Below are 14,220 nucleotides of genomic sequence, written 5' to 3' on the forward strand. Positions count from 1 at the left end.
AACGTCCAGCTCCGCAAGGCCCACCAAATAAATATCTGAACCAGACCGATGACGTAAACGCATCGAACATAGGGGTATAGCTCAGCTGGTAGAGCAGCGGTCTCCAAAACCGCGTGCCGTGGGTTCGATCCCTACTGCCCCTGCCAAAATGGCCCGGTAGCTCAGTTGGTTAGAGCGCTAGCCTGTCACGCTAGAGGTCGTGGGTTCGAGCCCCATCCGGGTCGCCATTCTTTCTTTGGTGACAAACTGAATATGCTGTTGTAGCTCAGCAGGCAGAGCACTTCCTTGGTAAGGAAGAGGTCGACAGTTCGAATCTGTTCAACAGCTCCACAAGAGAAGCTCATAATGGGCTTCTCTTATTTTTTTACTATAACCAATCCGACGCAAGACACCATAGAAAGGAACGGTTTATTTTGGTAGGCAAAACACATTTGTGTGCAGGAGTATGCGCTGGCACAGCGTTTGCATTGTGGGCTGATTTGCCATTGGCACAGGCTGGAATTGCTGCTGCAGCCGGCCTGATCGGCGGTGTGATTCCTGATCTTGACCACAGAAAAAGTAAGGTTACGCAGAAAACCGGGTTATTTGGTTTTTTTTCCAGCCATTTATTAAAGCACCGCGGTATTTTACATACTCCTATTATCTATATCATATTATCTGCAATATTAACACTGTCTTTTGAGGACAGCCCCATGATTCATGCGGCAATCTTTGGCGCGTTCGTGGGTGAATTGTCGCATTTGTTTTTGGATATGCTCAACCCGAGTGGCATTCCGCTGCTCTGGCCGATGACACGCAAGCGAATCTCGCTGCTGCCCATTCAGACCGGTGGCAAAATGGATCGTGCGATTGGCGTTCTGGCTTTATGCCTTGCCGCATGGTTTACTGTTCAGATCCTCTTTTAATGTCTCCAAACAAAAAAGCCGCCCGTATAGAACAGGCGGCAAATGATCAGATGGGAAAAGTGCGGAAGGGGGAGAAACCGCACAGTCCCGTATCAGTGGTGAGCAGAGGGAACAAAAACGAGTCCGATGCGCTCCAGGATACTCTGGGGCAGAACGGAAAGTGTGTGAATGAAGCGGGTACCCTGACCGCGCTCTGCAAAAAATCTATACAAACGATACATGAGAAATTCTCTCCTTTCGATGGTCTTATTATACCAACATCTTGCCAAGGAGATATCACGGAATCATGGACAGACCATGAACGATTTGTAAACATTGGATTGGGTGTATCGCTTGACAAAGGGCGAAAGAACGCATAAAATGGTGCAATAAGAGCAAGAACGTATCAATATGTCGAAAGGAGACGAAACCTTGTTTATTTTAACCTGCGCCTGCGGAAATGAACTGTATTGTTCCAACGAAGAATCCCGCACGGCTTGGCAATGTGAAATGTGCGGGCAATGGTACGATATGTTTGGCTATCCGACCAGTCAGCCGGCTGGCGAAATCGTGCCCGAGGGTGTGACCTGCATGACACAGGAAGACTTTTAAGCCGATGACCGGCACAAAAGATCATAAACATGGGAGATTGAGATGAATCCACAAAAAATTGCACTTTTGACCGATTCCTGCGCAGATATCCCTGCCGAGCTGTGTCGACAGTATGATATCTTTGTCCTGCCGCTGCGATTGCTGTTTTCTGACGGTGAATACCTGGACGGGCAGACCATTACGGCAGATGAAGTCTACGAGCGGCTGCCGCACGAGATCCCCACGACATCGCTGCCGGCCGGACAGTCGGTCGAGCAGATTTTTGACCAGATGATCGCAGCAGGCTATGAGAAGGTGCTCGCCGTCCACCTTTCTGCGGGATTGAGCGGTACCTATAATTTGGTTCGCCTGATGGGTGAGGACTGCGAAGCGCTTGAGGTGCGCGCGTTCGACTCGGTCAGCGGTTCGCTGGGCATCGGCTTAACCCTGATTCAGGCTGCCCGCATGATCGAACAGGGCTGCACTTGGGAACAGCTTTTGCAGGCGGTACCCCAGATGCTTGCCGGTACCAAGGTCTTTTTCTGCGTTGACACCCTGGAATACTTGCAGAAGGGTGGACGAATCGGAAAGATCACAGCGGTTGCGGGTTCCTTGCTGCAAATTAAACCTATTATCACATTTGCACCGACCGGTGAACTCATCAACGTCGCAAAAGGCCGTGGCCGCAAGGCTGCGCTGGATAAACTCATGGCGCTGTTCCGCGAGTCCTGCCCCAAAGATGGGGACTTTTTGGCAGCGGTTGTGGATGGCGGCATCCCGGAAGAAGGGGATGCGTTGCGTGATCAGCTCATGCCGACCCTGCCGGACGGTACTGAGGTCATCCGTGGTCAAATTGACTGCACCCTCGGCACTTATGTCGGCCCGCATCTGCTTGGTGCAGGTTTTCAGGTCATTCCTGACTGGCGAGTACTGTAACATGTTTGGGAAAACTCGGCTATTTTTTAACGGTTCTGTTACCTGATTTTTGCTGAGCTTGTGGTATAATGGAATACGTACAGCAACATAGATTATATAGAAGGAGACACTGTATATGAAATGGAAAACAGGTGCGGCCTTGATGGTCGTGGTGCTGTTGATTGCCATGATCCCGGCAGCAGTCAGCGCACTGAAGACAGGCGGTCTGCCCTCGTTTGCACCAAAGCCGGACAGTCACCAGCTGGTATTGCAGATTGATAACAGCGCGGCACTGAAAGACGGCGAGGTTGTAAATCTGGACGACGGCAAGGGCAATGCAATTACCCCGTATATTGATGAGAGCGGCAACATGCTGGTGCCGATCCGTCCGCTGGTAGAAGGTCTGGGCGGTTCGCTGGTCTTTGAAGACGAGACCTTCAAGATCACGATGGGATCTAAGACCGTAGAACTCGGTCAGGATGCGTACAGCATCGAGGGCGTAGACGGCGAAAGTCATACGCTCCCGGTAAAGCCCACCCGCAATGGCAACTCGTTCTACGTTCCCGGACGTGCGGTGACCGAAGCACTGGGCGGCCAGATCGCTTATTATCCTCCGGCCGAGGGCGGCTATGTCATCTGCGCAATCGGTGACGTAGCAGAGGGCGATATGGATGCACTCAAGGCAACGGCACAGGAAAAGCTGGGCTATTCGGTACAGCAGTACCTCAAGGACTGCCTCGCAGTTCGTGATGGTTCGAGCTCTGTCATGTTGAACGGCGATACCGTACAGCTCGAGAGCAATGACAAGGTCAAGAAGGAAGAAGACGGCCTGTACTTCCCGGCAGAGTCGCTGTCCGAGATTTCCAGCGGTAGCCTGAAGTATGCAGACGGTGCAGTTACCAAGGACGGCAGCCGTCTGGATCTGGCAGTCAAGACCATTGATGATACCCCGTACGTTAAGATGAGTGATCTTGCAAGCGCACTGGGCAAGAATTACTGCGAACCGGCTGACGGTATGGCAGTACTGACCGGCTATGTACTGGATGGCCACAAGATGCAGATGGATGCCATCGCGGCACAGGCTTCCGGCCTGCCCAGCCTTGGCAATATTCCTCAGGCGGATGCGTATATCGCGCTGACCTTTGACGATGGCCCGACCGGCGGTTCGAGCGGTCTGACGGTCAAGCTGCTGGACGCACTCAAGGAGCACAACGCGCATGCAACCTTCTTTATGTGCGGCTACCGCATCAAGGACTTCCATACTCACATGGATCGTTACTTGGGTGAAGGCCATGAGGTTGGCAACCACACCATGAACCACCCGATGAAGACGCTCAAGGGACAGAGCAGCTCGTTTGTACACGAGGAAGTAGACTCCAACACCGATCTGATCGAGTCGTACGTTGGACAGAAGCCCACGGTGATGCGTCCGGTCGGCGGTGCTTATGACGATAACGTCAAGGAGTGCATGAAGGAAAGCGGACTGCCCATCATCAACTGGAGCCTGGATACGCTGGACTGGAAGAATCGTGATGCAGACATTATTTACCAGAAGATCGTAGACAACGCACAGGATGGCGATATCGTACTGATGCACGACCTGCGTCAGTGCACCGTAGATGGTGTCAGCCGTGCGATGGATACCCTGGCAGATCGCGGTTTCGCATTCGTGACCGTCTCCGAACTGGCGGCGATCAAGGGCGTGACCATGGAACCGGGCGAAGTTTACACCGACTTCCGCGATGAGACCGTTGCAAAGCTCAAGGGCACAAGCACTACTTCGGAAGAAGCATAAAGACAGGGAAAGCCACGGCTGATGCCGTGGCTTTTTTGTCGCTCATCAAGTGGTAAAAATCGTTTGCATGCGCACTTTATCCGGAAGCGGGCAGCTGTGGAGAGAAAATTTTGGAAACACTCACAATTACGAGCGGGACTTTGAATTTGTTATAATAATCCCTGCACGAAGAAGGGCAGTATTACTCGGTACTGCGTTCATCGGCCTGATCTTGTATTTTTTTAATAGAAAAAGGAGAAATATAACAATGCCTCAAAACAAGCGGGAAAGTCTGGTCTACTCGGTCATCATGTGCTTTTGTATGGTGCTGTGGATGAGTATTTACAATGTTGCACTCCAGCACGGCGGCCTGTCGCTGGAAGTTGTCCAGCAGGCATGGCTGGGATTCCCCATCGCCTACATTTTTGCCTTCTGCTGTGACTGGTTCTTTGTCTCCAAGCTGGCAAAGGGCGTCGCATTCGGCTTCCTGCTTCGTCCGGACAGCAGCGTACGCCGTAAGGTCATCACCATTTCTTCCTGCATGGTGGTTCCCATGGTGCTCATTATGTCGCTGTACGGTGCAGGTGAGGGCTGCTTCCATACCGGTATGTGGTCGGGCATCTTGATGCAGTGGCTGCACAACATTCCCTTTAACTTCATCATGGCGCTGCCGTTCCAGCTCATCATCGCTGGCCCGCTGGTTCGCTTTGTATTCCGCAAGGCGTTCCCGGTCGGCACCATTGCGGCATAAAACAAAAGACGCGGTCCAAACCGCGTCTTTTTCATTATCCGCCGATCTGGAAACCGGGGAAGTATTTTTTGACAAAAGGAACGTCGTGAACGGTAAAGGTCATGCCATCCAGATCGGACAGAATGCCGCTGTCGGTCTGGAAATTGAAGGTCAGCTTGTAGGAGTAGAGCAGCTGGCTGGTCTCTCCATAGGGCTTGTTTTTGGCATTGGTACCGTATTTTCCGTCACCCAGCAGCGGATGACCGATTGCCGCCATCTGCGCACGGATCTGGTGGGTACGGCCGGTCAGCAGGGTGCATTCAACCAGCGACAAGCCACCGCGGCTGGCCAGTACCTTATAAATGGTCTGCGCGGTCTTTGCACCCGGTGTCGGACGGGTGAATACCTCGACCTGCCTTTTGGCCTCGTCCCGGCGCAGGAAATGGGTGATCTTACCCGAACGTACCTTGGGGGAGCCGTGTACCACGCACAGATAACGCTTTTGCAGCTCGTGATTTTTAATCTTGTCGTTCATAATGCGCAGCGCTTCGGCGTTCTTGGCCGCAATGACAATGCCGCCGGTGTTGCGGTCGATGCGGTTGCACAGTGCCGGGACAAAGGATGCCTCATCCTTGGGATTCCATTGACCGGACTGCGCCAGATGTGCCTGGATGTGCGCGATCAGGGTGTCGGTGTCGCCGCGCTCGTCGGCATGTACCACCATGCCCGGCTGCTTGTCCGCAAGCAGGATGTTGTCATCCTCATACAAAACATGCACCCGCGGCGCGGTGATTTTTTCATAAGCCGCCTGCTCACTGGGTCTTTCAAAAAACTCATCATTGATGTATAATTGTAAGAGATCACCCTCGCACAGCTTGTACGCGGGCTCGGTTCGCTTGCCGTTGACCTTGATGCGCTTGAGACGCACATACTTGTGCATCAAGCCGCCGGGCAGGGCGGGAACCGCTTTCTCCAGAAATTTGTTCAGCCGCTGACCGCTGTCGTTTTTTTGAATGTGAAATTCTCTCAAAAGAGCGCCTCCTGTCGTATGCCGTAGTCTCTCGTCGTATCAATAGTATAAGCGATTGCGCGGCAAAAGAAAATATGTTTTTTTGTGATATTGCGGTTGACAAACGGGAAATGATTATAGTATACTGTTATATGTACCATGTGAGGTAGACATGAAGATTGATTTGAGAAAACTGGCACATAGCGATACGCTTCCGTTCTCCGGCACCATTGACCTGTCCGGGGAAGAGCTCTATGGCGCCAAGCCCTTTCAAAGCCCGGTCGTTTTTTCCGGCGAAGTCACCAGCCATCTGGACGCGCTCCGCTTGACCGGCGAAGTCAAGACAACGTATCATACCTGCTGCGCCAGATGCTTAAAGCCTCTGGAAATCCCGCTCTCGGCCGAAGTCGACGTGGTCCTCTCACGAAATCCGTCCGCTGAGGAAGAAGACGATGTATTTATCGTCGAGGGCACCGAGTTTGAGGTCGAGGATGTTCTCGTCCCCGCGCTCATTCTGCAGGTTGACATGATCTATCTGTGCAGGGAAGACTGCAAAGGACTTTGTCCCTCCTGCGGCTGTGATCTCAACGAGTCCGTGTGCTCTTGTGGGTCGAAGCAGGTCGATCCGCGTATGGCGGTATTGGCCAAGCTGCTTGAAGGCAATGAGGGCCGGCAGGACTGACAGGCCGTATTCCGGAAACGGAAACGACGGCGTGGACTGGTTTGCAAAAAACTTAGAACATAAAGTAGGAGGTGTTACCACATGGCAGTACCTAAGAGAAAGACGTCTAAAGCAAGACGTGATAAGAGACGTAACTCCCACTGGAAGCTTTCGCTCCCGGGCATGACCAAGTGCCCGAAGTGCGGTGAGTTCAAGCTCTCCCACAGAATGTGCAAGGCTTGCGGCTACTACAATGGCCGTGAGGTCGTTAAGACCGAAGCGTAAGCAAAAAAAGAGAAAAGTAGGGAAAGCGCAATGCTTTCTCTATTTTTTTGCCAAGAGAGCCGGAACGGCACCGGCCTGACCAATCAAAAGGGAGGAAAAAGCAAATGGCTTCCAAGATCGTATCGGTCGATCCGGGTTCCCCGGCGGAGCGCGCAGGCATCCTCGCAGGCGAGACCCTGCTGATGATCGACGGCGCAGCAGTACGCGACGTGCTGGACTATAAATTTTACGGCTATGATGCCCGCCTCACGCTCGAGCTGCTGGATGAGAACGGCCAGACGCGCACGGTGTCCGTTCGAAAGCAGGAGGGTGAGCCGCTCGGACTCAACTTCGAGCACTACCTGATGGATAAGATGAAGCGCTGCTCGAATAAGTGCGTTTTCTGCTTCATCGACCAGCTGCCCAAGGGCATGCGTGAGACACTGTACGTCAAGGATGATGACGCGCGCATGTCTTTCCTGCTGGGCAACTATATCTCTATGACCAATCTGTCCGAGGCCGATGTAGACCGTATTCTGCGCATGCACATTTCGCCGGTCAATATCTCGGTACAGACCACAAACCCCGAACTGCGCGTCAAGATGCTGCAAAATCCCAAGGCGGGCGAGGCGCTCAAACTGCTGCCCCGGTTTGCCGAGGGCGGCATCACCATGAATTGCCAGCTGGTCATCTGCGAAGGCTTAAACGACGGTGACGAGCTGCGCCGCTCGCTTGCTGATCTGGAAGCGCTCTATCCGGCGGTCAATTCCATTTCGGTCGTTCCCTTCGGCATGACCGACCACCGCGACGGCCTGTACCCCCTGAAGCCCATGACCTATGAGGGTGCCTGTGAGATGCTGGATATCGTAGAATCGTTCGCGGCAAAGTGCCTGGAAAAGCACGGCACCCGTTTGGTCTGGTGCGGTGATGAGGTTTACCTCAAGGCTGGCCGTCCGCTGCCCGATGCCGATTATTATGAGGACTTTACCCAGTTTGAGAACGGTATCGGTATGCTGTCGCTGTTCTCCGAGGAATTCCGACTGGCCTTGTCCGACTACGAAGGCCAGAGTGCGCGTCCGTGCTGTATCGCGACCGGTATGGCAGCTGCACCGACCATGACCGCACTCATTGACGAAGCGCGCCGGGTATGCGATAATTTAACTGTACCTGTATACGCGATCCAGAACGATTTCTTTGGCCATGGTGTCACGGTGGCCGGACTGATTACCGGTCAGGATCTGGTCGCACAGCTCAAAGGTAAGGATCTGGGCGAGCGGGTGCTGATCTCGGCCAATATGCTGCGCGACGGCGGCGACGTCTTCCTGGATGACATAACGCTTGCGCAGGCATCCGAGGCGCTCGGCGTACCGGTACAGACCGTTGAGATCGACGGCGGTGCACTGGTCGATCAAATTTTTGCACAATAACCCCCTATTGCGATAAAGGAGGCGAAACGCCATGTCCAAACCAACTGTTGCGATCGTCGGCCGCCCGAACGTGGGCAAGTCCCAGCTGTTCAACCGACTGGCCGGCAAGCGCCTGTCCATTGTTGAGGACACCCCGGGTGTCACCCGTGACCGTCTGTATGCGGAATGTGAGTGGCGCGGCCGCGTGTTCTCGATCATCGACACCGGCGGTATCGAGCCGTCCAACGATAACGAGATCCTGAAGTTCATGCGCTTTCAGGCAGAGACCGCGATTCATCATGCGGATGTCATCATTTTCATCACCGACCTGCGCACGGGCGTGACCGCTTCGGACATGGACGTTGCAGCCATGCTCCAGCGCAGCGGCAAGCCGGTTGTGCTGGCGGTCAATAAGTGCGACAAGCCCGGCCAGCCCGAGCCCGAGTTCTACGAGTTCTATAACCTCGGCCTGGGTGAGCCCTTCGGCATTTCTGCACTGCACGGCTACGGCACGGGCGACCTGCTCGACGAAGCATTCCAGTATTTCCCGCCCGAGGAAGAGGATGACGAGGACGAGGGACGCATTCGCGTTGCACTCATCGGTAAGCCCAACGTCGGCAAATCCAGTCTGCTCAACCGTGTCCTCGGTGAGGAGCGCGTCATTGTATCCAATGTCGCCGGTACTACTCGCGACAGCGTAGACGCCAAGCTGGACAACCAGTACGGTAAATTTACCTTTATTGATACCGCAGGTATTCGCCGTAAGTCCAAGGTCGAGGAAAAGATCGAGAAATTCTCGGTCATGCGCTCGCTCATGGCAGTGGAACGCGCTGACGTATGCGTCATTATGATCGACGCTACCGAGGGCGTAACCGAACAGGATACCAAGGTCGCAGGTGAGGCGCATAACGCCGGCAAGGCCTGCATCATCGTGGTCAATAAGTGGGATCTGGTCGAGAAGGACGGCGGCACGATGAAGGAGTATACCCTGCGCGTGCGCGAGGGTCTGGCTTATATGCCGTACGCACCGGTGCTGTTCATCTCTGCCAAGACCGGCCAGCGTGTCGATAAGATCTACGAGACCATCTGCCACGTTTACGAGCAGAACCATAAGCGTGTCCCGACCGGACAGCTCAACTCCATTTTGGCCGAGGCGACCGCGCGTGTGCAGCCGCCCACCGATAAGGGTCGCCGCCTGAAGATTTACTACATGACCCAGGCCGGTGTATGCCCGCCGACTTTTGTGTGCTTCTGCAACGATGCACGCCTGTTCCATTTCTCGTATCAGCGCTATCTGGAAAACCAGATCCGCGAGGTATTTGACCTGACCGGTACGCCGGTGCGTATGATCGTACGCCAGCGCGGCGATAAGGAATAAAAGTGGGGGAATGTGGTTATGATCCAATCACTGACACAGACACTGGGCACGGCAGGCTGCGCCATCGTCACCATGATTTGTGCCTATCTGCTGGGCTCGCTGAGTTTTGCGATCATTGTCTGTAAACTGACGCTCGGACGGGATATCCGCGACTACGGCAGCGGCAATGCCGGTCTGACCAATGCCTATCGCACGATGGGCGGCGCAAAGACCGGACTGGTTCTGTTGGGCGATCTGGCTAAGGCTGCGGCAGCACTGTCCATCGGTGGTGCGCTGCTCGGTCCGGGCGGCAAGCTGCTCGCGGGTGCGTTTGTCATTCTGGGACATGTCTATCCGCTCTATTTTGGATTTCGCGGCGGAAAGGGCGTGCTGGTCGGCGCAATGACATTGCTGCTGTTCGACTGGCGTATTTTCCTCGTCGCACTCGGCCTGTTTATCATTGCGGTTGCCCTGACGCGCTGGGTGTCGCTCGGCTCCATTCTGGGCGCCATCAGCTTCCCGTTCACCATGTACTATTTCTACCGCAGTCCGCTGTATACCGTGGTTGCGGTCATTCTGTCGGGCGCGGTCATCTATCTGCACCGCTCCAATATCAAGCGTATTTTAGCGGGTAAGGAAAACAAATTCACGCTGCACGGCAAGCCGCAGATTACGGGAGATGACCAAAAAGGAGAGAACGGCAAATGAAGATCACGGTTTATGGCGCAGGCAGCTGGGGCATTGCATTGTCGCTGGTGCTGGCGCATAATGGTCATCAGGTGACCACCTGGACGCATCGCGAGGAGCAGTGCAGACAGCTCCGGGAAACCCGTATGAATGCCAAGCTGCTGCCCGGTGTGCACATTCCCGAGCAGATCGCGCTGACAAGCGAGATCGATTGTGCACGCGATGCCGAGCTGGTCGTGCTGGCAGTACCCAGCTTTGCAGTCGCAGAGACCGCAGAGAAGGCCGCAGCCATCGTGCCCGCAGGCGTTCCGATTGTCAATGTCGGCAAGGGATTGGACGCAGCGCACGATTACTGCCGTTTTTCCGAGACCATCGACCGCGCATTTGACGGACAGAATCCGGTGGTTGCCCTGACCGGCCCTACCCACGCAGAGGAAGTCGCACGCGGCATTCCGACGGCCATTCTTGCGGCATCGGCTAGTCGTTCGGCAGCCGAACTGTGCCAGGATGTGTTTATGAATGAGGTATTTCGCGTGTATACCTCGTCAGACATCATCGGTGCAGAGATTGGCGGTGCATTTAAGAACGTCATTGCGCTGGCTGCTGGTATTGCCGACGGTCTGGGACTGGGAGATAACTCCAAGGCAGGACTAATGACCCGCGGACTGACTGAGATTGCACGCTTGGGCGTGACGCTGGGTGCCAAGCAGGAGACCTTTGCCGGTCTGTCCGGTATGGGTGACCTGATCGTTACCTGTACGTCTATGCATTCGCGTAACCGCCGGGCTGGTATTTTGATCGGTAAGGGCAAGAGCGTCCAGCAGGCCATGGAGGAGATCGGCGCGGTTGTCGAGGGATATTACGCGACCGAGGCAGGACATCACATGGCACAGAAGACCGGTGTGTCCATGCCGATTACCAGTGAACTGTATCACGTGCTCTACGAGGGCGGCGATGTGCACCGCGGTATTGCGGCGCTCATGGGACGCTCCAAGAAGGACGAGCACGAGAGTGAGACCACCTGGCTGACCTGATATATCCCCCTGTTTTTCTGATGACACAATATACCCGGGACGGAAAGTCCCGGGTTTTTTCATGTAAACGGTGCATAGAGTAAAGGGAGACATCGCGAACAAGATTGAGGCGAACTTGTTGCGCTGGGGGTGCAAATGGGATATAATAAACCTGTATACCATTTTATCATTTCTGAAAAAGGAGGCTCTTCATGCAAGATATCATTGCTGCTTTGAAGCCTTATGAATCATATATCCGCATCCGGGAACACGAACCGATGGCACATCATACGACCTTCCGCATCGGCGGCCCGGCTGATCTGTTTTTGGACTGCGCTTCGGGTGCACCGCTTGAGGAAATCGTCCCGATCATTCGCGGCGCAGGCGTTCCGCTCTATGTCGTGGGACGCGGTTCCAACCTGCTGGTGCACGACGAGGGCGTGCGTGGTGTCGTGCTGTGCACGGCTGAGATGCACGAGATCACGGTCTCGGGCAGTACCATCAGTGCCGAGGCGGGCGCATTGCTATTTTCCATCGCATCGTGCGCATTGCGTCAGGGACTGGGCGGCGCGGAGTTTGCCGCAGGCATTCCGGGTACGCTGGGCGGCGCGGTCTTTATGAACGCAGGCGCTTACGGCGGCCAAATGGCCGATATTGTGGTGCGCACGCACTATCTGGACGGCGAGGGTAAGATTGGGACAATCGAGGGGGACGCGCACCAGTTCGGGTACCGCGAGAGCGTGTTCAAGTCCAATCCAGATTGGATTGTCCTGTCGTCCGAGCTGCGCCTGTCGCCCGACTCTGCCGACGTCATCCGCGAAAAAATGCAGGATTACGCCCAGCGCCGTCGGGACAAACAGCCGCTTGAATTTCCGTCTGCCGGATCGACCTTTAAGCGCCCGGAAGGATACTTTGCGGGCAAGCTGATTCAGGACAGCGGACTGATGGGATATACCGTGGGGGGCGCGCAGGTTTCGGAAAAGCACGCTGGTTTTCTCATCAATCGCGGCGGTGCGACCTGTGCGGATATGCTGGCACTGATCGAGCATGTCCAGCAGACGGTTTTGAAAAATTTTGGCGTCGAGCTTCACTGTGAGGTTCGACTGGTCTGACCAAAGGGGGTCATTATTGTGCATTTTCTCATTGTAACGGGTATGTCTGGCGCGGGTAAGAGCCGCGCTGTGGCTGTGCTCGAGGACTTGGGCTATTACTGCGTGGATAACCTGCCCATTCCGCTGATTCCGAAGTTTGCGGAGATCTGCCTGGCTGCAACTGAGCAGTACGACAAGGTTGCGCTGGTCACCGACGTGCGCGCAGGTGACAGCTTCAGCAAACTGTTCACGTCGCTCGATAGCATCCGCAGCATGGGTTGCGACTATCGCATTCTGTATCTGGATACGGCAACGCAGACGCTGATCACGCGCTATAAGGAGACGCGGCGCAAGCATCCGCTGATGAACGAGGGCTTGAGCCTGGCTGAGGCCATCGACCGTGAGCGTGACCGTCTGGAAGCCGTGCGCGGTCGTGCGGATTACGTCGTAGATACCACAAAGCTGACTGCTGCCGGACTGCGTGAGCATCTGGTGCGCCTGTTTGCAGGTACGGACAGCGGACAGGTCTTCCAGATCATTGTCGAGTCGTTTGGCTTTAAGCACGGCATTCCGACCGAGGCCGATCTGGTGTTTGACGTGCGTTTTCTGCCCAATCCGTACTATGAGATCAGTCTGCGCGAACATAACGGCACCGAACCGGCTGTACGGGACTACGTGTTCCAGGGCGGCACGGCGGATGCCTTGATGATGCACCTCAACTCGCTGATGGATTTTTTGATTCCGCGATACATTTCGGAGGGCAAGACCTCGGTTGTAGTCTGCATCGGCTGCACGGGCGGCAAGCATCGCTCGGTTGCTATCACCGAGGCGCTGGCGGCACATCTGCGCGCCGAGGGCAATAAGAACCTGACCGTAGTGCATCGGGATTATCAGCGTGCTTGACCGGTCACCGCGCCAAGGAGGGCGACTATGCTGACCTTTTCTGCAAGAACCAAAAATGAACTGTGCCGCGCACCGGTTGGACGAGCCTGCTGTCGCACAGCCGAGCTGTATGGCATGTTGCTCTTCGGCGCGACATTTTCCTGCCGGGAAATTCGTCTGGTGAGTGAACAGCCGTCCATTATCCGGCGGGCAGCGATGCTGCTGAACAAGGTGTGCGGCGTGTCCGCACAGCCAGTGTCGGTTGGACGGCGCAAGGTCATCCAGCTGACCGAGCCGAGCGAAATCGCGGCAGTCATGGAACACATGGGCTATGACTTTCGCAGCTATATCACCTATCACTTGAATCGTAATGTGATCGAAAACGATTGCTGTGCCGCAGCGTTTGTGCGCGGCATGTTTTTGATGGCGGGCAGTGTCGCCGGGCCGGATAAAAAGAGTCATCTGGAGATCAAGACCGGACACGCTATTTTAGGGCGTGAGGTCATGAGTCTGCTGCTTGATCTGGAACTTATGCCCAAGATGATCGAGCGCCGGTCGACCTGGCTGCTGTACTGGAAGAACACCGCACAGGTCGAGGATTTTCTGACCCTCATCGGCGCACGGCATGCCGCTTTGGCGATTATGGAAGCCAAGGTGGAAAAGCAGCTGCGCGGAGAGATCAACCGCAAGGTCAACTGTGAGACCGCCAATCTGATTAAGATTACGAGCGCATCCACCAAGCAGATTTCGGCCATCGAGAAGGCATTAGCAATCGGCGGCATTGAGATTTTCCCGGAAAATCTGCGTCAGACCGTCGACCTGCGCGTTGCCAATCCGACCGCCAGCCTGGCCGAGCTTGCGGCTAAGTTTGACCCGCCAATCTCCAAGCCCGGTCTGAGTCACCGGCTGGGACGAATCATGGAGATTGCCATGCATGTCATTGATTCGGAATAAAA

General features: G+C 55.0%; 15 protein-coding genes and 3 tRNA genes. 17 read left to right on the top strand and 1 reads right to left on the bottom strand.

The window, feature by feature from the left end; all coding sequences use genetic code 11:
• The first annotated feature begins 70 nt into the window (after positions 1–70).
• The 8 genes from B5D52_RS04070 (at position 71) to B5D52_RS04105 (ending at position 4,915) form a co-directional block, all read left to right on the top strand.
• Positions 71–146: transfer RNA gene (locus B5D52_RS04070), tRNA-Trp, on the top strand.
• Positions 147–150: 4 nt separating this feature from the next.
• A tRNA-Asp gene (locus B5D52_RS04075) sits at positions 151–227 on the top strand.
• A gap of 27 nt (positions 228–254) precedes the next feature.
• Positions 255–330 (top strand) — tRNA-Thr (locus B5D52_RS04080).
• Between the two features lie 83 nt (positions 331–413).
• Positions 414–905 carry a metal-dependent hydrolase gene (locus B5D52_RS04085; protein ID WP_016146316.1) on the top strand — a complete coding sequence of 164 codons (492 nt, stop codon included), beginning with the start codon at positions 414–416 and terminating at the stop codon, positions 903–905.
• Positions 906–1,316: 411 nt separating this feature from the next.
• The gene (locus B5D52_RS04090) at positions 1,317–1,496 is read left to right on the top strand and encodes a hypothetical protein (RefSeq protein ID WP_016146318.1); all 180 of its coding nucleotides are present in this window, start codon (positions 1,317–1,319) and stop codon (positions 1,494–1,496) included.
• Between the two features lie 42 nt (positions 1,497–1,538).
• Positions 1,539–2,411, top strand: coding sequence for a DegV family protein (locus B5D52_RS04095; protein ID WP_016146319.1), 873 nt, complete (start codon positions 1,539–1,541; stop codon positions 2,409–2,411).
• 115 nt (positions 2,412–2,526) lie between these two features.
• Complete coding sequence (locus tag B5D52_RS04100) at positions 2,527–4,185, top strand: polysaccharide deacetylase family protein (RefSeq protein WP_016146320.1); 1,659 nt, start codon at positions 2,527–2,529, stop codon at positions 4,183–4,185.
• A 247-nt stretch (positions 4,186–4,432) separates the two neighbouring features.
• Positions 4,433–4,915: a DUF2798 domain-containing protein gene (locus B5D52_RS04105; protein WP_016146321.1), complete on the top strand. Its 483-nt coding sequence runs from the start codon at positions 4,433–4,435 to the stop codon at positions 4,913–4,915.
• Between the two features lie 34 nt (positions 4,916–4,949).
• Here B5D52_RS04105 and B5D52_RS04110 read toward each other — a convergent pair whose 3' ends face one another.
• Positions 4,950–5,924, bottom strand: a complete 975-nt coding sequence (locus B5D52_RS04110) for an RluA family pseudouridine synthase (protein WP_016146322.1) — start codon at positions 5,922–5,924, stop codon at positions 4,950–4,952.
• A 151-nt stretch (positions 5,925–6,075) separates the two neighbouring features.
• Between B5D52_RS04110 and B5D52_RS04115 the strand changes: the two genes are divergently transcribed.
• The 9 genes from B5D52_RS04115 to whiA all read left to right on the top strand — a co-directional run bounded on the left by B5D52_RS04115 (position 6,076) and on the right by whiA (position 14,218).
• Positions 6,076–6,585, top strand: a complete 510-nt coding sequence (locus tag B5D52_RS04115) for a YceD family protein (RefSeq protein WP_016146323.1) — start codon at positions 6,076–6,078, stop codon at positions 6,583–6,585.
• 81 nt (positions 6,586–6,666) lie between these two features.
• Positions 6,667–6,849 (top strand): 50S ribosomal protein L32, encoded by a 183-nt coding sequence (rpmF, locus tag B5D52_RS04120; protein ID WP_016146324.1) that lies wholly within the window; start codon positions 6,667–6,669, stop codon positions 6,847–6,849.
• A gap of 104 nt (positions 6,850–6,953) precedes the next feature.
• Positions 6,954–8,255 (top strand): DUF512 domain-containing protein, encoded by a 1,302-nt coding sequence (locus B5D52_RS04125; RefSeq protein WP_016146325.1) that lies wholly within the window; start codon positions 6,954–6,956, stop codon positions 8,253–8,255.
• Positions 8,256–8,286: 31 nt separating this feature from the next.
• The gene (der, locus tag B5D52_RS04130) at positions 8,287–9,612 is read left to right on the top strand and encodes a ribosome biogenesis GTPase Der (protein WP_016146326.1); all 1,326 of its coding nucleotides are present in this window, start codon (positions 8,287–8,289) and stop codon (positions 9,610–9,612) included.
• 18 nt (positions 9,613–9,630) lie between these two features.
• Positions 9,631–10,299 carry a glycerol-3-phosphate 1-O-acyltransferase PlsY gene (gene plsY, locus B5D52_RS04135; RefSeq protein WP_016146327.1) on the top strand — a complete coding sequence of 223 codons (669 nt, stop codon included), beginning with the start codon at positions 9,631–9,633 and terminating at the stop codon, positions 10,297–10,299.
• The gene (locus tag B5D52_RS04140) at positions 10,296–11,312 is read left to right on the top strand and encodes an NAD(P)H-dependent glycerol-3-phosphate dehydrogenase (protein ID WP_016146328.1); all 1,017 of its coding nucleotides are present in this window, start codon (positions 10,296–10,298) and stop codon (positions 11,310–11,312) included. The genes plsY and B5D52_RS04140 overlap by 4 nt, the downstream gene beginning before the upstream one ends.
• Before the next feature lie 191 nt (positions 11,313–11,503).
• Positions 11,504–12,403, top strand: coding sequence for a UDP-N-acetylmuramate dehydrogenase (murB, locus tag B5D52_RS04145; RefSeq protein ID WP_016146329.1), 900 nt, complete (start codon positions 11,504–11,506; stop codon positions 12,401–12,403).
• An 18-nt stretch (positions 12,404–12,421) separates the two neighbouring features.
• The gene (gene rapZ / locus B5D52_RS04150) at positions 12,422–13,285 is read left to right on the top strand and encodes an RNase adapter RapZ (protein WP_016146330.1); all 864 of its coding nucleotides are present in this window, start codon (positions 12,422–12,424) and stop codon (positions 13,283–13,285) included.
• A 27-nt stretch (positions 13,286–13,312) separates the two neighbouring features.
• Positions 13,313–14,218 carry a DNA-binding protein WhiA gene (gene whiA / locus B5D52_RS04155; RefSeq protein WP_016146331.1) on the top strand — a complete coding sequence of 302 codons (906 nt, stop codon included), beginning with the start codon at positions 13,313–13,315 and terminating at the stop codon, positions 14,216–14,218.
• Positions 14,219–14,220: the final 2 nt, after the last annotated feature.

Source organism: Butyricicoccus pullicaecorum DSM 23266 (assembly GCF_900167005.1).
In the GTDB taxonomy this organism is placed as follows: Bacteria; Bacillota; Clostridia; order Oscillospirales; family Butyricicoccaceae; genus Butyricicoccus; species Butyricicoccus pullicaecorum.